At 58.6% G+C, this 16,502-nt stretch carries 19 protein-coding genes and 1 other RNA gene; 13 read left to right on the forward strand and 7 right to left on the reverse strand.

Annotation, left to right across the window (positions count from 1 at the left end; translation table 11 throughout):
* The first annotated feature begins 155 nt into the window (after window positions 1–155).
* Genes H8S34_RS02895 through H8S34_RS02910 form a run of 4 tightly spaced genes read left to right on the forward strand, consistent with a single transcriptional unit; the run spans window position 156 to window position 6,252 of the window.
* On the forward strand, window positions 156–1,859 hold the full coding sequence (locus H8S34_RS02895) for an efflux RND transporter periplasmic adaptor subunit (protein WP_186962988.1): 1,704 nt from the start codon (window positions 156–158) through the stop codon (window positions 1,857–1,859).
* Window positions 1,860–1,872: 13 nt separating this feature from the next.
* Window positions 1,873–2,568: an ABC transporter ATP-binding protein gene (locus H8S34_RS02900; RefSeq protein WP_101692229.1), complete on the forward strand. Its 696-nt coding sequence runs from the start codon at window positions 1,873–1,875 to the stop codon at window positions 2,566–2,568.
* Window positions 2,565–3,809, forward strand: a complete 1,245-nt coding sequence (locus H8S34_RS02905; RefSeq protein WP_101692230.1) for an ABC transporter permease — start codon at window positions 2,565–2,567, stop codon at window positions 3,807–3,809. The genes H8S34_RS02900 and H8S34_RS02905 overlap by 4 nt, the downstream gene beginning before the upstream one ends.
* 25 nt (window positions 3,810–3,834) lie before the next feature.
* A complete protein-coding gene (locus H8S34_RS02910) occupies window positions 3,835–6,252 on the forward strand; it encodes an S-layer homology domain-containing protein (RefSeq protein ID WP_186962989.1) in 2,418 nt (805 codons plus the stop codon).
* Window positions 6,253–6,332: 80 nt separating this feature from the next.
* Here the strand turns inward: H8S34_RS02910 and H8S34_RS02915 are convergent, their stop codons facing one another.
* The 6 genes from H8S34_RS02915 to H8S34_RS02940 all read right to left on the reverse strand — a co-directional run bounded on the left by H8S34_RS02915 (window position 6,333) and on the right by H8S34_RS02940 (window position 12,067).
* Window positions 6,333–7,148, reverse strand: a complete 816-nt coding sequence (locus tag H8S34_RS02915) for a hypothetical protein (RefSeq protein WP_186962990.1) — start codon at window positions 7,146–7,148, stop codon at window positions 6,333–6,335.
* A gap of 12 nt (window positions 7,149–7,160) precedes the next feature.
* Window positions 7,161–8,534 (reverse strand): hypothetical protein, encoded by a 1,374-nt coding sequence (locus tag H8S34_RS02920; RefSeq protein ID WP_101692233.1) that lies wholly within the window; start codon window positions 8,532–8,534, stop codon window positions 7,161–7,163.
* Window positions 8,521–10,332: an ATP-binding protein gene (locus H8S34_RS02925; RefSeq protein ID WP_101692234.1), complete on the reverse strand. Its 1,812-nt coding sequence runs from the start codon at window positions 10,330–10,332 to the stop codon at window positions 8,521–8,523. Before H8S34_RS02925 ends, H8S34_RS02920 begins: the two co-directional genes overlap by 14 nt.
* Window positions 10,333–10,354: 22 nt before the next feature.
* On the reverse strand, window positions 10,355–10,492 hold the full coding sequence (locus H8S34_RS02930; RefSeq protein WP_186962991.1) for a hypothetical protein: 138 nt from the start codon (window positions 10,490–10,492) through the stop codon (window positions 10,355–10,357).
* Window positions 10,493–10,762: 270 nt separating this feature from the next.
* On the reverse strand, window positions 10,763–11,488 hold the full coding sequence (locus tag H8S34_RS02935; protein WP_101692235.1) for a response regulator: 726 nt from the start codon (window positions 11,486–11,488) through the stop codon (window positions 10,763–10,765).
* 42 nt (window positions 11,489–11,530) lie between these two features.
* Window positions 11,531–12,067, reverse strand: coding sequence for an NUDIX domain-containing protein (locus H8S34_RS02940; protein WP_101692236.1), 537 nt, complete (start codon window positions 12,065–12,067; stop codon window positions 11,531–11,533).
* Window positions 12,068–12,318: 251 nt separating this feature from the next.
* Here H8S34_RS02940 and H8S34_RS02945 point away from each other — a divergent pair, with 251 nt between their 5' ends.
* The 5 genes from H8S34_RS02945 to H8S34_RS02965 all read left to right on the forward strand — a co-directional run bounded on the left by H8S34_RS02945 (window position 12,319) and on the right by H8S34_RS02965 (window position 14,976).
* A complete protein-coding gene (locus tag H8S34_RS02945; RefSeq protein ID WP_101692237.1) occupies window positions 12,319–12,810 on the forward strand; it encodes an adaptor protein MecA in 492 nt (163 codons plus the stop codon).
* A 101-nt stretch (window positions 12,811–12,911) separates the two neighbouring features.
* Window positions 12,912–13,382 (forward strand): SsrA-binding protein SmpB, encoded by a 471-nt coding sequence (gene smpB / locus H8S34_RS02950; RefSeq protein WP_101692238.1) that lies wholly within the window; start codon window positions 12,912–12,914, stop codon window positions 13,380–13,382.
* 45 nt (window positions 13,383–13,427) lie between these two features.
* Window positions 13,428–13,952, forward strand: coding sequence for a peptidylprolyl isomerase (locus H8S34_RS02955; RefSeq protein WP_186962992.1), 525 nt, complete (start codon window positions 13,428–13,430; stop codon window positions 13,950–13,952).
* Window positions 13,953–14,116: 164 nt separating this feature from the next.
* Window positions 14,117–14,464, forward strand: a transfer-messenger RNA (tmRNA) gene (ssrA, locus tag H8S34_RS02960).
* Window positions 14,465–14,721: 257 nt separating this feature from the next.
* Window positions 14,722–14,976 (forward strand): helix-turn-helix domain-containing protein, encoded by a 255-nt coding sequence (locus tag H8S34_RS02965; protein WP_186962993.1) that lies wholly within the window; start codon window positions 14,722–14,724, stop codon window positions 14,974–14,976.
* A gap of 44 nt (window positions 14,977–15,020) precedes the next feature.
* On the opposite strand, the gene H8S34_RS02970 is transcribed toward H8S34_RS02965, so the two are convergent.
* Window positions 15,021–15,236 carry a helix-turn-helix domain-containing protein gene (locus tag H8S34_RS02970; RefSeq protein ID WP_118358530.1) on the reverse strand — a complete coding sequence of 72 codons (216 nt, stop codon included), beginning with the start codon at window positions 15,234–15,236 and terminating at the stop codon, window positions 15,021–15,023.
* Between the two features lie 169 nt (window positions 15,237–15,405).
* Here H8S34_RS02970 and H8S34_RS15295 point away from each other — a divergent pair, with 169 nt between their 5' ends.
* The 4 genes from H8S34_RS15295 to H8S34_RS02985 all read left to right on the forward strand — a co-directional run bounded on the left by H8S34_RS15295 (window position 15,406) and on the right by H8S34_RS02985 (window position 16,492).
* Window positions 15,406–15,540 carry a hypothetical protein gene (locus H8S34_RS15295; RefSeq protein WP_256152932.1) on the forward strand — a complete coding sequence of 45 codons (135 nt, stop codon included), beginning with the start codon at window positions 15,406–15,408 and terminating at the stop codon, window positions 15,538–15,540.
* A gap of 82 nt (window positions 15,541–15,622) precedes the next feature.
* Complete coding sequence (locus H8S34_RS02975; RefSeq protein ID WP_118729390.1) at window positions 15,623–16,042, forward strand: DUF7698 family protein; 420 nt, start codon at window positions 15,623–15,625, stop codon at window positions 16,040–16,042.
* Window positions 16,043–16,058: 16 nt separating this feature from the next.
* Window positions 16,059–16,259 carry a hypothetical protein gene (locus tag H8S34_RS02980; RefSeq protein ID WP_118358534.1) on the forward strand — a complete coding sequence of 67 codons (201 nt, stop codon included), beginning with the start codon at window positions 16,059–16,061 and terminating at the stop codon, window positions 16,257–16,259.
* Between the two features lie 2 nt (window positions 16,260–16,261).
* On the forward strand, window positions 16,262–16,492 hold the full coding sequence (locus H8S34_RS02985) for a hypothetical protein (protein ID WP_186962994.1): 231 nt from the start codon (window positions 16,262–16,264) through the stop codon (window positions 16,490–16,492).
* Window positions 16,493–16,502 lie beyond the last annotated feature (10 nt).

Below are 16,502 nucleotides of genomic sequence, written 5' to 3' on the forward strand. Positions count from 1 at the left end.
CCTCCTCAGGAACTTTTTGACTTCCCTGTGCGTCAAAAGGAAAGCCGGAAATTTTAAGGTTTTATTAAGAACTTGTCATCCTTTTGAAAATACCTTTTTATAAATGGTGTGATACAATAGGGTGAACTATTATCCAGGCATAGGAGGAAATGAATATGACGGAACAACAGACCCCCGTTCTCACACCTGAGACGTCCCCTACATCCGCCCCGTCTCCCACTGCCCCGCCCAAGAAAAAACGGAAAAAGAAACACCTTAAGGGAATCATTACCCTTGTTATTCTGCTGGCCATTCTGGCCGGCGGAGGTTATCTGCTCTGGCGCTTTGTCCTTCAGCCCCCTCCAGTGGAGCAGGGCGAGATTTATGCTGTCCCCGCCTCCATCGGTACCATCCAGAGTGTGGTACAGGGCAGCGGCAATGCCAAAGCCAAGGAATCGGCCGCCATCACACTGACTGAGGGCGGTACCGTACGGGAGGTCTTCGTCAATCCCGGCGATGTCGTCACAGCTGGACAGCCGCTGTACACCATTTACAGTGAAGCCGCTGAGAAGGCCGTCTCGGACGCCCAGGAAAAGGTGTCTAACCTGAACCGGGAGCTCTCCAAATTGCAGGAGCAGGTCTCCGATCTGGTGGTCAAGGCTCCCTTCGCCGGAAAACTGATGAATGTGCAGACCTTTACCCCGGACCAGGATGTCTCCAGCGGAGCAGAGGTCACCACACTGGTCAACGATAAGAAGCTCAAGCTCTCCCTCTATTTCAGCTATGCCTATGAAAACAGCATCGCGGTGGGGCAGAGCGTGTCGGTCAATATCCCCGCTGTCATGAAGGACTTTTCCGGCAAGGTGGAAAAGATCAACAAGGTCAGCTATATCTCCCCCGAGGGCGCCGTCCACTTTGAAGTGGTCGTGGTCTTCGATAACCCCGGCACCCTGACCGCTGGAATGGATGCCTCGGTGGCCATCGCCCTGGCCGACGGCACTTCCGCCTACCCCTACGCCTCCGGTAAGACCGAGTACTATGAAACCCGCACTATCACCACCAAGGCCAGCGGCCCCGTGGTCTCTTCCAACCTCCTCAACTACGCCAATGTGACGGCCGGACAGACCCTGCTCACCCTGGGCTCCGACACCCTGAACGACCAGATCACCGCCAAGCAGGATGAGATCGCCACCGCACAGAAGGCATTGGAGGACGCACAGAAGGCTCTTGCCAACTTTAACGCCGTGGCCCCCATCGACGGCACAGTAACCGCTTGTACCCTGACCGTCGGCTCCGAGGTCAAGAGCGGCGATACCGTCATCATCATCTCCAACTCCACCACGATGCTGGTCACCATTACTGTGGATGACCGGAACATCTCCTTTATCAAGCCGGGCAACACCGTGGATCTGGACTGGAACGGCTCTACTTACATCGGTACCGTCACCTCCATTGATATGAGCAAGGCGGAGAGCAGCAACGGTATGACCAACTACCCCGTGACCCTCACGGTGGACAATATGGACGGCAGCCTGGTGGATGGCGCCTGGGTCAACTACTCCTTCGTGACCAGCCAGTCCGACGACTGTGTGCTGATCCCCGGCAGCGCCGTCAAGAGCGTGCTGGACAAGGACGGCAACCCGCAGACCGTCGTGTTCATCAAGGCTGACAGCAAGCCGGAAAACACCCTGGAACTGGATCTGCCCGAGGTGGAGCCTGGCCAGAAGCGCACCCTTCCCACCGAGGAGGACGGCTACTATCCCGTCGCGGTGGAGACCGGTATCTCGGATACCCAGAACGTAGAGATCAAATCGGGCGTGGAGGAAGGCATGGAGGTCTTTGTCAACTATACCGTGACCGAATCCAGCTCCAGCTGGTAAATGGGGTGTCTTTATGCTCATTGACATCAAGAACCTCTATAAGATCTACAACGAGGGCAAAGAGAGTGAGGTGCGGGCTCTGGACGGTGTCTCCCTGTCCATCGACCGGGGAGAGTTCGTCGCCATCGTCGGACAGTCCGGTTCCGGCAAATCCACGCTGATGAATGTACTGGGCTGTCTGGACATCCCCACATACGGGGACTACTATCTGGATGGCACTGATATCACCTCTCTGAGCGACCGTCAGCTGGCCCGCATCCGCAACCGGGAGATTGGCTTCATTTTTCAGGGCTACAACCTCATTCAGGAGCTGGATGCCCTGGAAAATGTGACCCTTCCACTGATCTACCGGGGTGTGCCGGCCTGGGACCGGGAAGACCTGGCCATGGAGGCCCTGGAGAAGGTGGGCATGGCCGAACGTGCCCATCACCGCCCCAGTGAGATGTCCGGCGGACAGCAGCAGCGTGTGGCCATCGCTCGCGCCATCGCTACCCGTCCCCCCATTATCATGGCGGACGAGCCCACCGGCGCTCTGGACTCCAAGACCGGCAAACATGTGCTGGAGATCCTTCGAGATCTCTACCGGGAGGGGACCACCATCCTGCTCATTACCCACGATGACCACATCGCCGCCACCGCCCGCCGGGTGGTGCGCCTTTCCGACGGCGTCATTATCTCCGACGCCCCCCAGGAGGTGGATTGGACATGAATCTGCTGCAAGCTTTTAAGATGGCCTTCAAGTCCATCGCCTGCAAAAAGACCCGCTCCTTCCTCACCATGCTGGGCATTATCATCGGCGTTGCCTCGGTGGTCATCATGGTCTCGGTGGTTCAGGGACAGAACCAGAAAAACCTGGAGTACTTTGAGAAGATGGGCAACAACAAGATCAGTGTGGACGCCTATTATTTCTATGGCGGCGACAGCGGAAATACTGTCTTCCAGGACCTGTATGACTACTGCCTGGGCATGCAGAATCTGGTGGTCGGCGTGACCCCCACCATCAATCTCTACAACGAGATGATCATCAAGTATGGCGCCAAGACCCTGTCCACCCAGCACTATGAAAACTGGGAGGACATGATCCAGGTGGTCCTCGGTTCAGACCAATACGGCGCCTGCAACAACTATACGCTGGCCGGCGGCCGGGAGCTGTCCTATCTGGACATTCAGAACACCAACAACGTCTGTGTCCTGGGCGGCCGCCTCAAGGAGACCCTCTTCAACTTTGTGGACCCGGTGGGCAAGACCATCACCATCAACGGTCAGCCCTTCCTGGTGGTGGGCTGGTATGAGCGCAAGGACCTGGAAAACTGGCCGGAGCTGGACAATATGCTCCTTCTGCCCTATACCTTCAACCGTACCCTCAACCAAAACAGCGCCATCAACTCCTTCGTGGTCAAGGCCAGAAGCGCCTCTGCCACGGTGGAGGCCATGACCCGCCTGGATGCCTTCCTCAGCTCCATGTTCCCCAAGGATGCCACCGGCATGCCTACGCGGGGAGACTACAACATCCGCAGCGACAATGCCTCGGCCGATTCCATCCAGCAGCAGAGCAACATGCAGGCCATGGTTCTGGGCGGAATTGCCGCCATCTCCCTGTTGGTGGGCGGTATCGGTATTATGAACATCATGTTGGTCACCGTGACCGAACGCACCCGGGAGATCGGCATCCGCAAGGCCATCGGCGCCGAACGGCGGAGCATCATTACCCAGTTTCTGATCGAGGCCGCTGTCATCTGCGGAATCGGCGGCCTGCTCGGCATTGGTCTGGGCTATATCGGCACACTGATCGCAGGCCGCTTCCTGCTGGACGGGACGCTGCTGCTGCCCAGTACCCCCATTGCTCTGGGCGCCTTCCTGTTTTCTGTGGTGCTGGGCGTCCTCTTTGGTATGTATCCCGCCATCAAGGCCAGCGGCCTCCAGCCGGTGGAAGCACTGCGTGCGGATTGATCCCAAGTGCAAAGGAGAGAAGTGCATGAACTGTAAACGTATTCTGGCCGGGGCCCTTGCCGCGGCAACTCTTGCAGGACTGCTGGTCCTGCCCGTGGGCGCGGCCGACGGCTCCGCGTTCCACGACATCAGCGATGCCGACACCGCCGAAGCGGCGGAGATCCTCCGCCTGCTCGGCGTAGTGGACGGCACCGGCGGCGGTTCCTTCCGCCCCTCGGCGACCCTCAGCCGGGCGGAATTCTGCAAAATGGCGGTGGATGTGATGGGCAAGGGCGATCTGGAGCCCGCCCAGCGCAACCGTACCATTTTCCTGGACGTTGGTCCCAAGCACTGGGCCCGTGGCTATGTGAATCTCGCCTCCTCCCTGACCACCAGCGGCGAGCTGGCGGATACCTCCAGCACCTCTTCGGACAAGGGCGAGAGCGCCCCTGCCGCTGACCGTCTGATTCTGGGCGTGGGCAACGGCACCTTTGAGCCCGACCGTGCCATTACTTATGGAGAGGCCGTGGCCATTCTCACCCGTGTGCTGGGCTACACCACCTCGGATATCGCCACTGGCTCCACCTGGTATGACGGATATCTCTCGGTGGCCGGAGAAAACGGGCTCACCCAGGGCCTGGGCCTGAAGGGCAATTCCACGCTGACCCGCGGCGAGGCGGCGGAGCTCTTCCGCAACCTTCTCTTTACCGATGTGAAGGGCTCGGAGGAGTGCTATCTGGTCCAAAAGCTGGGCGGCACCCTCACGGAGGACACCGTTCTCCTCTCGCTGGATAAAAACCAGAGCAGCGGCTCCACCACCGTTACCGTGGCCAACGGCCTGGATACCCGCTCCCCCAAGACCCAGCGCACCGAGCTCTCTTCCTCGCTGCTGGGCGTCCGGGGTGAGATGGCCCAAGACAAAAACGGCAATTTCCTCACTCTGCGCCCCAATGAGGACGACTCTGTCCGGCGCGTCACGGTCTCCGGCACGGTGGACGCCAACTATATCACAGCCGGCGGAGAAAAGATCACCATCCTCCCGGAAACTCCGGTCTGGAAAAACGGCGAAGCCACGACCTTTGAAAAGGTATGGTCCTATCTCTACAACGGCACCCCCATGACCCTCTGCTACGGCCCCTCGGGCAAGCTGGACTATGTCTATCTCTCCTCCGCCTCCCAGTCCAGTGACAGCGTCATGGTGGCACGGACCAAGCCGAACGGCACCACCAATCCCTTCTCCTCCCTGGCGGGCGGACGCACCGACTATCAGCTCTACAAGAACGGTGTCCCTGCCACAGTCGCTGACCTGCGCCAGTACGACGTGGCCACCTATGACAGCGGCGCCAATATCATCCGGGTCACCGACCTGCGTCTCACCGGCCTGTATGAAAACGCCTATCCCAACCCCACCGCACCCTCCAAGCTGACCATGCTGGGACAGGAGTTTACCGTTCTTCCCGGGGCTGTGGCCGATCTGGCTGCCTTCCGTCCCGGCGATCAGGTGACGCTCCTCTTTACCTCTGACGGCCGGGTGGCCGGTGCCCTGGATCCCTCCCTGGCACGCTCCACCACGGTGGGCGTCGTGGAGAAATGCTCCGCCAGCAGTGCGGAGGTCAAGCCCCTCCTGGACCTCTTCAACGCCAAGGGCGAAAAGGTGGTCTTTACCGGCGATCCCGGTCTCAACGAGGCCTCTGCCGACAAGATGGTGGGCCAGCTGGTCACCATCTCCTCCGGAAAGCAAGGGAAACTCTCCCTCACCCGTCTGGGCGGCGGCAGCGTCAGCGGTACCCTCAGCGTGGCCTCCCGCACCCTCAACGACGTTCCCCTCTCGGAGAATGTCCGCATGTTTGAACGGGTGGGCAACAGTGAGCCTCATGAGATCACCTTTGACCAGCTCACCCGGACCAGCGTCCCCTCCTCCAAGATCCTCTACGCCGGAAAGGATTATGCCGGAAAGTACAACATCCTGGTCTTTGACGATGTGACCGGCGACCAGTATGACTACGGCTTTGCCAAATATACGCCCGGCCGTCACAATCCCGACAACCCCTGGGATTTCAGCAACGCGTCCATCACCGTGAAAAACGGCGCTCAGCCTCAGGGCGGCACCGAACTGATCACCGGTTCCGCTGATCTCCGCACGGATGATGCGGTGGGTATCGCCGCCTCGCTGGAGACCCAGGGTGGACAGCAGAAACTGGCCGCATCGATCTCTCTCCAGTCCGCCTCCGGCATCCGCCGGGCGGCCTACGATCCGGACAGCCATATGCTGAAGGTGGGCGACTCCCTCTATCCTGTCTCTCAGAAGGTCTGGTGCTACAACAAGACTACCGGCCACTGGTTTGAGGCCGATACCGGGTACGAGCGCTTTGAGCTGGCCCGGGCCTACTCCGATGACCTGACCGTCTACTACGACAAATCCCCCGAGCAGGGCGGCAAGATCCGCCTGGTCGTGGTGGAGTAATTCCGTTCTTCTCTCAGTTATGAAAAAACACCCGGCGGCGGATTCTATGATCCGCCGCCGGGTATTTTTATCGGTGTTGTTTACAGCATTTTCCCGTCGCTTCCGTTCAGCATATAGGAGCCGCTGTCGGTCTCCACATACCAGACCGGTGTCAGGGTATATGGCCGGCTGTTGGAGAGGTGATACCCCGCCGTAATGGAGTAGATCTGGCTGAACATCCGCCCGCTCTCATTGCGCTGCCCCAGAAAGCGCATCAGCATGGTGGGGACGTTGAGCATATCAGACTCTTTTAAAACGCTCACTTCCCCAAAAATTCGCTGGCCTTCCATGGTGTGCAGCCCGCCATTCTGATAGTGGAGCTCCGCCACGGCATTAAAGACCGGCACACCGTCCAGATTCTGCCGGAAGGTGAGGATCTCCTCCTCTCCGCTGCTGCGGCGGTCGGTCAGTTCTCCGCTGAATTCCAGACAGGAGAGCTTTGCCAGCCCGTGGACCAGGGGTTCCTGTCCATCGAGCATCATCTCTCCCGGGTTAAACTCTGCGGAGAAGCGGCCGTTACTGAAGGTCTCCAGCCGTCCGGCTGCCCCGGTATAGACCAGGCGGACACTTCCTCCCTCATCCTCCCAGCTGCAATGCCCCAAGAGGGCCTGCGCCTGCTTGGGAGGGGTCTGAAGATTCTCCTGTTCCACCAACAGAGTGGGAAGCTCTTTCTCTTCCGGCAGAATGCTGCGGGAGACAGTAATCCCATTTTTCTCCAGCGCCTGCAGCACCTGTGTCAGGGATGCGTTGGCGTCCTGTCTCTGCTCCAACTCCTGCTGCAGTGCCATGACCAGTAAAATTCCATTGAGCAGAAGCAAAATGAGGAGAATAATATTTTTTATTTTAGACCATTCCAACGGCACACCTCCTCATCCGGCCATCCAGGACGCCTGGGCGCTGTTTCCGTCATCCCGATAGCACAGGCTCAAATCTGCGCCGGCCTCCAGATTCAGAGCTGACAGGGCCGCGATCGCCTGTGTCTCCGGCAGCACCAGGGTCTCTTCTCCGGTTGCCGTATAGCAGCGCAGGTGCATCTCATAGGATGTAATCCGGTCCTCACGCACCGTAAACGAGGCGGCCTCTCCGTCCTCGAGGCTTACATCTGCTCCCCCCAGCGTATAACCAAAGCGGATCTCCCATCCGCCTTCCGGCTGCTCCAGTGTCTCTTTCAGATAGATCTGTGCCTCATTGGCTGTCGTACCGCACCAGGCCTCCAATGCTTTGTAGAAGAGATTGCGCCCTGCCTCTACTGCCTCAGACAGGGAGACGCTGCCCTGCCCCACTGGATACCGTGCTGTGGAGAGGGCCTCCCCATCTTCGTAAAAGATATCTCCGTTTTCGCTCAGCCGCAGCCCGTCTCCGTCCCGGAGGACCCATGCGCCCCCGATGGAATAATCGCTGCCCCGGAACCCTAACGTGCGCTCCAGTTCTGCGCGGACCGTCTCGTCGCTCAGCTCCAAGGTCTGCGTCACCTGATAGCGCTGTGCTGCTGGCGCATCGGGCAGGAGCAGGACTTCCGGGGCCAGTGTGCGGTAGGATTCCTCCTCCCGCTCAAAGGCAAACCGGGCGCCATTATCCCCATACTCCAGCAGCGTATTATTCAGATATCCCTCACATACCACCGACGTATTACAGGCATAATACAGGCCCTGCTGATCATCCATATAGTAGAGGGTCGCCGTTTCCGCGCCCTCTTCCGCGGTCAGAACCAAGCGCCGGGCAGAGCCGGGCAGGATTTCCACGTCTCCGCCCTCCGATGCCCAGCGTACCATCAATTCCATGGGTACGCTGCCCAGAAAATCAAAATAGAGTCCCGGTGTCTTCAGCGCCTGCTGCCAGTCCAGGGCAGAGACCGTCTGAGCGTCCCGTGCGCTGGCCAGGCCCTCACTGAGAAATCCGCTGAGCGCCCCAAAGACCTGTTCCACCTGCACGGTATCGTACTGGATCCCATAGCGGCTGACACTTTCTCCCCCCTGTCCGCACACCGCGATGCGCACAGGATGGGGGAGAGATGCCGGACGGCCTGGATCGAGGGAGGGCGATACCTCCGATTCCTGCCCTGCAAAGAAGCTGCTCAGAGAGGAAAACCACACCTTATCTCCCGCTACGGTATAGATCTGGCTGCGCCCCACCAGGGACACCGCAGAGCAGATCAGCAGCAGGATGAGCACATCTTTCCCCAGTTCCACTGCCCTGCGCCGTTTGCTGAGGCGGGGCTTGCGGACCGTATTACGCAGTTTCATAGCCGGGGCCCTCCATCTTCAGCTCCATACGCACGGTCAGGCCGGGGCCCGGACGGTCTACCAGACGGAGCACACCCTCGTGCCGGTCAATGATCTCTTTTGCAATGGACAGACCCAGGCCTGTGCCGCCCGACTCCCGGGAGCGGGCCTTATCCACCCGGTAAAAGCGCTCAAAGATCCTGGGCCGGTCCTCTACGGGGATGCCGATGCCGTTATCCGACACCTCCATCCACACCCAGTTCCCATCCCGTCCGGCCCGAATGAGGATCTTTCCATTGTCCGGGGTGTATTTGATGGAGTTGGAGATCACATTCATCATGACCTGAACGATCCGCTCCCGGTCGCCGATCACCTGCGGAAGCTCTTCCTCCAGCAGCAGACGCATATCATGGCCGTGGCGCTGGGCCTCCATGCGGTTGGCCTGGTATACATCCTCTACCGCCTGCCCAAATGAGAAGGGCGCCATTTTCAGCTCGCTGTGTCCCGAATCAAAGCGGGAGAGGGTCAGCAGATCCTGTACAATATGGGTCATCCGGTCGCTCTCGGCCAGAATCACACTCAGGAAATTTTTCTCCATCTCCGGCGGGATCTCCCCGGCGCTGTCCACCAGAGTCTCCGCATAGCTGCGGATATTGGTCAGAGGCGTGCGCAGCTCATGGGACACATTGGCTACAAACTCCCGCCGCATCTCCTCGGTCTTGCGCTGCTGGGTGACATCGTGGATGACCACCAGCACGCCGCCCTGGCGCTCCCGGTAAAAGGGGGCCAGGAGGAGCTCCAGACTGCGGCCGTTGACCTCCCGGGTACCGTTGAGGCAGCCGTTGGCCTCCACCGCAAGCACATCGTGAAGGGGGGCAATATCCCCAAAGAGGAACTCATAGTTATAGCTCGGCTCTTCTCCCTGTTCCTCATTGCTCACAGGAATGGGCCGCCCCAGCATTTCTTCTGCAGCGGGATTGGCATGGATCACCGCGCCGGAGGCGGAAAAGGCCACCACGCCATCGGTCATATAGAGGAAGAGGGTATCCAGCTTATTGCGCTCATTCTCCACCTCGGTCAGCGTCTCCTGGAGCTGCTGCGCCATGGCGTTGAAGGTTCCGGTCAGAATGCCGATCTCATCCCGGGAGGCCACCTCCAGCTTGTAGGAGAAGTCCCCCTCGGCCACCCGCTCGGCCCCCTCGGTCAGGCGTTCAATGGGAATGACCATGGTCTTGGACATCAGGAAGGAGAGAAGCACCGAGATCATCAGTCCGAAAAAGAGCGATTTGACGATCAGATCGATGAGGGCCCCATTCAGGTCTGAGATGCTGGCGCGGTTATCATAGATATAGATGATATAGTCACTCTCTCCCCGTTCAATCGGAAAGGCCACATCCATATAGCGGGAGGATACGTCGCTCTCATACCCGCCGTCCTTGCCGTTGAGGGCGAGGCTCAGGTTCAAAGAGCTGAAATCCAGAATGGGATCACTCTGGGTATCCGAGGTCTCCAGACACCGCCCGGTCTGTCCGTCCAGAACATAATAGTTCCGGTTGCGTCCATCTACGCCGAGGGAGCCGTTATAGGATTCCAGGATCATGGCGATCTGCTTGGCCCCGTTTTCCTCTCCCTCTACCGGAGTGCGCAGGGCCGCCATCAGGTCGGCGTCCTGTCCGAACACCTCTTCCATTCTGGTGTAGAAGTCATGGATATAGTAGCTCACCACGGAATTGATGAGGAAAGCGCCCACCACCGTCATCAGTGACACGATGAGCAGCGTCATGATGAGCACCAGTTTCATATGCAGGCTGCGAAACATGCGCGCGCCTCCTCTCCTTTCCTTACTGCTCTTCCCCGTGGAACAGGTACCCCAGTCCCCGACGGGTCAGGATGAACTGGGGCGAAGCGGGGTCCCGCCCAGTGGGCAAGCCCACTGGGTCCCCGTTCTTCCCATATGCGGGAGGATGAAATGAATCCATCCTCCCTCCGGCGCTTACGCGCCGCCCCACTTTGTGGGGCCCCGAGGACGCCCCCGCTTTCTTTCCTTACTGCTCTTCCCCGTGGAACAGGTACCCCAATCCCCGACGGGTCAGGATGAACTGGGGCGAAGCGGGGTCCCGCCCAGTGGGCAAGCCCACTGGGTCCCCGTTCTTCCTATATGCGGGAGGATGAAATGAATCCATCCTCCCTCCGGCGCTTACGCGCCGCCCCACTTTGTGGGGCCCCGAGGACGCCCCCGCTTTCTTTCCTTACTGCTCTTCCCCGTGGAACAGGTACCCCAGTCCCCGCCGGGTCAGGATGAACTGGGGCGAAGCGGGGTCGTCCTCCACCTTCTCGCGCAGGCGCCGGACGGCCACGTCCACCGCCCGCACATCGCCCACATATCCCTCGTAGTTCCAGACATGTTCCATCAGCGCCTCCCGGGAAAATACCTTCCCCGGCTGAGACGCCAGAAACTTCAGCAGCTCATACTCCCGCTGCGTGAGATCCAGCGGAGCGTTATCCTTATAGCCCACCATCTCGTCTGTGTCGATGCGGATGCGGCCCTGTACGATCTGATTGGCCCCGCTATCTGTGCGGGGCTCCTTGGCCGCCTCATGCAGCAGCACCTCGGTACGGCGGATATTGGCCTTCACCCGGGCCAACAGCTCCCGCATGGAAAAGGGCTTGGTGATATAGTCGTCGGCCCCCAGCTCCAGCCCCAGCACCTTGTCGGTCTCCTCTTCCCGTGCGGTGAGCATGAGCACCGGCGTGCTCCGGTTCTTTTCCCGGAAGGCTTTGCAGACATCAAACCCGCTGCGCTTTGGCAGCATCAGGTCCAGCAGAATGAGGTCCGGGTTCTGCTCCAGCGCCAGCTGGAGTCCGGCCTCTCCGTCATAGGCCTCCAACGTCTCATAGCCCTCCCGCACCAGATTGAAGCTGAGGATATCCACGATATTCTTTTCATCCTCTATAATCAGAACCCGCTTTTTCATGGGTCTCCTCCTTCTTGTCTCGCGCTCTGTATGCTCCAGGAATCAAAGGCCCAGCAGCACCTTGACTTTCAGCGCGGCGGCTACCGTCTTTCCGTCCGCGATCTCGCCGGACATGACCCGCTCCACCAGCGTCTGGAACGGAATCCGCTCCCGCTCCAGGAACTCATCCTCATCGGGGTGGCACGCCCCCTGGTGGAGCCCCCGGGCCAGATACATGTGCAGCACTTCGCTGGAAAAGCCCGGAGAGGTATAGATACAGCCCAGATAGGTCAGCTCATCGGGCACCGCGCCCACCTCTTCGCTCAGCTCGCGCAGAGCGGCCAGGCGGTGATCCTCCCCGTACTCCAGCTTGCCGGCAGGCAGCTCGGCAATGACCTTTTGGAAGGGATAGCGGAACTGGCGCACCAGTGTGACGGTGCCATCCTCATAGAGGGGCAGGATCACCACGCCGCCGGGATGCTCTACCACCTCCCGGGAGGCCTTCCGCCCGTTGGGGAGCTCAGCCTCATCCAGGCGCAGGGTAACAATACGACCTTTAAATTTGATCTCAGAGGACAGCGTCTTTTCCAACAACTCCACGCGTAACACTCCTTGTCTCCGGGCATTCGCCCGTCTGCGTTCTTCCGGCTTGGTTCCGTATTGTATTAGTGTACCACAAATGGCGGCCGCCCGCCAGTCCGGACCCCTGTCGGCGGCCAATTTTTCCCACTGCCGTCCGGGGGAAACATTACCGCTGTAAAAGCCCCCGCCGCCCCGGTATAATGGAAGCAATCCGTCCCCTATTCCCTCTTCCGGACCCAGGGGAACACTATGGCAAGAGGAGGCATTTCATGACCATTCACCCCATTGGTACATCCAGCATAGCCCTCTATCTCTCCCCCTCCGATCTGGAGGAGCGGGGACTTACTGGCGACACCTTTTCCGACGAGGCCGCCCTGACCCTTACCCGTGCCCTGTGCCGGGAGGCCGGCATCTGTCTGGAGGGCACCCTGGAAGTGGACGCCTACCCCGGGGGCGACGGGCTGCTGGTCTTTGCCTATGTCCGTCCGCCCCGTCAGATCTGGTTCATCTTTGATTCCCTTCCAACGCTGTGTGCCGCCGCCCGGAGCCTGCCCGCCCTCCCCCCGTCGGCCGCGCTCTTCTGGTGGAAGGACGCCTGGTGGCTCTCTCTGCCCGGCACGGAGCGCTGCGCCATCCATATCCTCAGCGAGTACGGCACCTCTCTGCCCTCCACCCCCTTCCGGGAGGGACAGCTGGCCGAATACGGCCGCCCCGTCTTTGATCGGCAGGCCCTGGAGCAGCTGCTCCTCTATGATCCCTGAGCCGATACAGGAAGATTCCCACGCCTTTCGTCGAACTGCTTGACAGACATGCTATAATATTGGTACGATAGACACCAGAGATCCGGAGCGGAGGTGAGACCGTGGAGCGCAAGGGCACAAAACTGATCGCGAAAAACAGCAAGGCCTTTCATGACTACTTTATTGAGGACCGCTACGAGGCCGGCATTGCCCTTTCCGGCACCGAGGTCAAATCCATCCGTCAGGGCAATGTGAATTTGAAGGACTCCTTCTGTCTCATCAAAGACGGGCAGATGCAGGTCATTGGCATGCACATCAGCCCCTACGAGAAGGGGAACATCTTCAACAAAGATCCCCTCCGGCCCCGCTCCCTGCTGATGCACAAGCGGGAGATCCTCCGCCTGTTCATGAAGGTGAAGCAGGACGGGTACTCTCTGATCCCCCTCTCCCTCTATTTCAAGGATTCCCGCGTCAAGCTGGAGGTCGGTCTTGCCAAGGGCAAGAAGCTCTATGACAAGCGGGACGCCGCGGCCGCCAAGGACGCCAAGCGGGAGATGGACCGCACCATGAAGACCCGACGCAATTACGGCTGATCCGGCCGCTTTTACGCGTGATGTATACGAAAGGACGTGTTTCCTATGGCTCAGAATCCCATCGTGACCTTTGAGATGGAAAACGGCGGCAAGATGGTTGCCGAGCTCTATCCCGAGATCGCTCCCAACTCCGTCAACAACTTCATCAGCCTGGTGAAGAGCGGCTTTTATAATGGCCTGATCTTCCACCGTGTTATCCCCGGATTCATGATCCAGGGCGGCTGCCCCCAGGGCACTGGCATGGGCGGCCCCGGCTACTCCATCAAGGGTGAGTTCTCCGGCAACGGCTTCAAGCAGAACACTCTGAAGCATGACCGCGGCGTGCTCTCCATGGCCCGCGCCATGCACCCCAACTCCGCTGGCAGCCAGTTCTTCATCATGGTAGAGAAGGCGCCCCACCTGGATGGCCAGTATGCCGCCTTCGGCAAGGTCATCGAGGGTATGAATGTGGCCGACGCCATCGTGGGCGTCAAGACCGACGCTATGGACCGCCCCTTTGAGGAGCAGCGGATGAAGAGCGTGACCGTGGAGACCTTCGGTGTGGACTACCCCGCGCCGGAAAAGTGCTGAGTTTCAAGTTTTTCCTGTGATCGTTGTTCCCACCAGGGAACTGCAACCTCCCATCCCGCCGAAACCCAATAACATGGGTTCGGCGGGAAGAGGAGGCGCAAGGGAGCGAAGCAAGGGATGTCTGTGCCTGGGTATCCCGAGTGGAGCAGACTTTGCGACGACATGGGGGCGTACTGGTTTCGACGGGGACGTAGAGGCCGGAATAGCGGGCAGATGCGCCTAACATCTCTAAAATGGGCAACTTATAAATTAAAGAACAACGATAACGTCGTTCTCGCCGCTGCTTAATTAGCGGCCGTCCCACCCGGAAGGACCACGAGCCGGGATGGGGCGTCGTTTAGTGGTGCACGTGTGTGCGCAAAGCTTTGAGCGCACCATGAATCATGAAGCTACCAATCCCTGAAGTGTGACGGCTCACGTCAGGGTGCGGGAATGGAAAGAACCGTCTGCGCCCGGAGAAGTTCCTGCTGAAGCGTTTTCGGACGGGGGTTCGACTCCCCCCGCCTCCACCAAAGCAGAGCCAGACGAACCATGCAGGTTCGCCTGGCTTTTGTTCTGCTCCGACGATCTATATGGTCAGCGATGTTTTCGTCTTGGTCTGCCCGTTCAGCCATGCTCGGAAATAAGAAAAGCGGCTACCGCACAGTTTCTCTGCTGTGTGGTAGCCGCTTCGTTTTTCGTCATAGCCATAACCTATTTCGTTATATTCTACCAAAACCCTGCGGAATTCTAAAATTGTTGTTAGAATCTACCGTAAAGGAGCATGGCTATGATTAGGATTTTACTGTCCACCCGGCTTGGCGAGCGGAGGTGGACGCAAGCTGACCTTGCGAGGGCAACAGGCATTCGACCTTCGACAATCAATGACCTGTACCACGAGATCGCTGAAAGGGTCAACCTGGAGCATCTCGACCTCATTTGTGAGGCGCTGGGGTGCGAGCTGTCAGATCTGATGATCCGGGAGGAAAACCCGGATGTCAGAGTCAAATCGCGCACCGGCGCGGATATACATAGCAAGCGTTAAGCCTGCTCCAAGGCCTCGGGCGTTCATTCGCCCGGGGCCTTTTCTTATATCTCCTCGCCGTCCTGTGTGACAAAACGGATTTCGACTGTGCAGCCGAGCGCAGCCGCCAACTCCGTGATGTCTTTTTCAGTAAAGTTCCCGCGCGTCATTTTGTTGGACAGGTTTTGCCGCGTCTGCCCTGACGCCTCAGCCAGATCGCCCATCGTTATTTTCTGCCTTTTCATGATCAGGCGAATCTTTTCGGCAACAGAGAGTCCCATACTCTCACCTCCTCACTCGTACTATACACTAAAATGTGTCGCTTGTCAAAAACTTTTTTACGATTTCCACGAAAAAATGTAAAATAACCGTTGACAAGTGACACGAATTAGTGTAATATAGTTCTTGTAAGGGAGAGGAACAAACCTCTCCGGAAAGGAGGACAGGCCGATGGACAAAGCAAAAAAAGAAGCCCTGCAAGAGCTTCTGAGGTTGCTGGCTGATAATCCCGATTTAGCCGACCGGATTACAATCACCATCAAACCTAACAGCAAGCCCCAGCAGGGCGAACGCCAAGAGACCTAACCCCGGCGCGAGGGGGAGCGGAAAAGCTCCCCTCCCCCTCAGTATAAAGCGTCGAGTGTGAAAATACAAGGAGGAACGCAAGATGAAGATCAATATCACCGATGAAATCCGGCAGGAGATTTTGGATACGCTCAACAGAGATACCGCAAAGGAATACTTTGAAAAACTCCGCGACACGGAGAAGAACCCTACTCGCGGACAGGTTTACGCATACCGGAGCTGGGAGCAGAGCACGGAAGACCGAGCCGATATGTTTGAGGTCAGAGCGCTTCCATGGGGCAGTCAGATTAAGGACGGCGTGATGAAAGAATTCGTTGCTGCATTAACCGCAGCTGATATTGACGAGATTATCGTCACAGATCAGTCCACCGCGCTCATGGAAAGTGTCCACGCCTTGGTAGCCGAAGGCGCGTATCTGGAGGGCGTCGGAACTGTTACCCGCGATCCACTGCACGATCCATCAGGCCGCCGCGAGGTCAAAGGGCTGGTATTCAGATTTTGAGAAAGGAGCGCCGACAATGAAAAAGCTGATTTGTTCTACTTTCCGCGAAGGTTACGGCATCGACCAGATCCGCAGAACGATGACGGCCGGCGAGCTGATTAACTTCCTCGCCCAGTACGATGAAGATACGCCGGTCTATCTGAGTTTTGACAACGGCTACACCTACGGCGGCATTACCGAGGGCCGCTTTGAAGAAGACTATGGGGAGGAGGACTAACCATGAACAAGATCCGCCGCAAAAATTTGCAAAGCATCATCGACCAGCTGGAGGAGCTGAAGGGCAGTCTCGAAGACCTCCAGTCCGAGGAGGAAGAGTACCGCGACAATATCCCTGAGAATATGCAGGAGAGCGAACGCTATGAAAAGGCAGACGAAGCCTGCGGCAACCTCTCCGAAGCCGTAGATAACCTGGAGGAAGTCATCAGCAGCATCGAAGCTGTCATTGAGTGAGAGGGCGGGC

The sequence above is a fragment of the Pseudoflavonifractor hominis genome, from assembly GCF_014288125.1.
Classification (GTDB): domain Bacteria; phylum Bacillota; class Clostridia; order Oscillospirales; family Oscillospiraceae; genus Pseudoflavonifractor_A; species Pseudoflavonifractor_A gallinarum.

Coding starts and splice junctions, on each gene's coding strand:
- H8S34_RS02895 (WP_186962988.1), top strand. CDS start 156: ATGACGGAACAACAGACCCCCGTTCTCACACCTGAGACGTCCCCTACA.
- H8S34_RS02900 (WP_101692229.1), top strand. CDS start 1,873: ATGCTCATTGACATCAAGAACCTCTATAAGATCTACAACGAGGGCAAA.
- H8S34_RS02905 (WP_101692230.1), top strand. CDS start 2,565: ATGAATCTGCTGCAAGCTTTTAAGATGGCCTTCAAGTCCATCGCCTGC.
- H8S34_RS02910 (WP_186962989.1), top strand. CDS start 3,835: ATGAACTGTAAACGTATTCTGGCCGGGGCCCTTGCCGCGGCAACTCTT.
- H8S34_RS02920 (WP_101692233.1), bottom strand. CDS start 8,534: ATGAAACTGCGTAATACGGTCCGCAAGCCCCGCCTCAGCAAACGGCGC.
- H8S34_RS02925 (WP_101692234.1), bottom strand. CDS start 10,332: ATGTTTCGCAGCCTGCATATGAAACTGGTGCTCATCATGACGCTGCTC.
- H8S34_RS02930 (WP_186962991.1), bottom strand. CDS start 10,492: ATGGATTCATTTCATCCTCCCGCATATGGGAAGAACGGGGACCCAGTG.
- H8S34_RS02935 (WP_101692235.1), bottom strand. CDS start 11,488: ATGAAAAAGCGGGTTCTGATTATAGAGGATGAAAAGAATATCGTGGAT.
- H8S34_RS02945 (WP_101692237.1), top strand. CDS start 12,319: ATGACCATTCACCCCATTGGTACATCCAGCATAGCCCTCTATCTCTCC.
- H8S34_RS02955 (WP_186962992.1), top strand. CDS start 13,428: ATGGCTCAGAATCCCATCGTGACCTTTGAGATGGAAAACGGCGGCAAG.
- H8S34_RS02965 (WP_186962993.1), top strand. CDS start 14,722: ATGATTAGGATTTTACTGTCCACCCGGCTTGGCGAGCGGAGGTGGACG.
- H8S34_RS02970 (WP_118358530.1), bottom strand. CDS start 15,236: ATGGGACTCTCTGTTGCCGAAAAGATTCGCCTGATCATGAAAAGGCAG.
- H8S34_RS15295 (WP_256152932.1), top strand. CDS start 15,406: ATGGACAAAGCAAAAAAAGAAGCCCTGCAAGAGCTTCTGAGGTTGCTG.
- H8S34_RS02975 (WP_118729390.1), top strand. CDS start 15,623: ATGAAGATCAATATCACCGATGAAATCCGGCAGGAGATTTTGGATACG.
- H8S34_RS02980 (WP_118358534.1), top strand. CDS start 16,059: ATGAAAAAGCTGATTTGTTCTACTTTCCGCGAAGGTTACGGCATCGAC.
- H8S34_RS02985 (WP_186962994.1), top strand. CDS start 16,262: ATGAACAAGATCCGCCGCAAAAATTTGCAAAGCATCATCGACCAGCTG.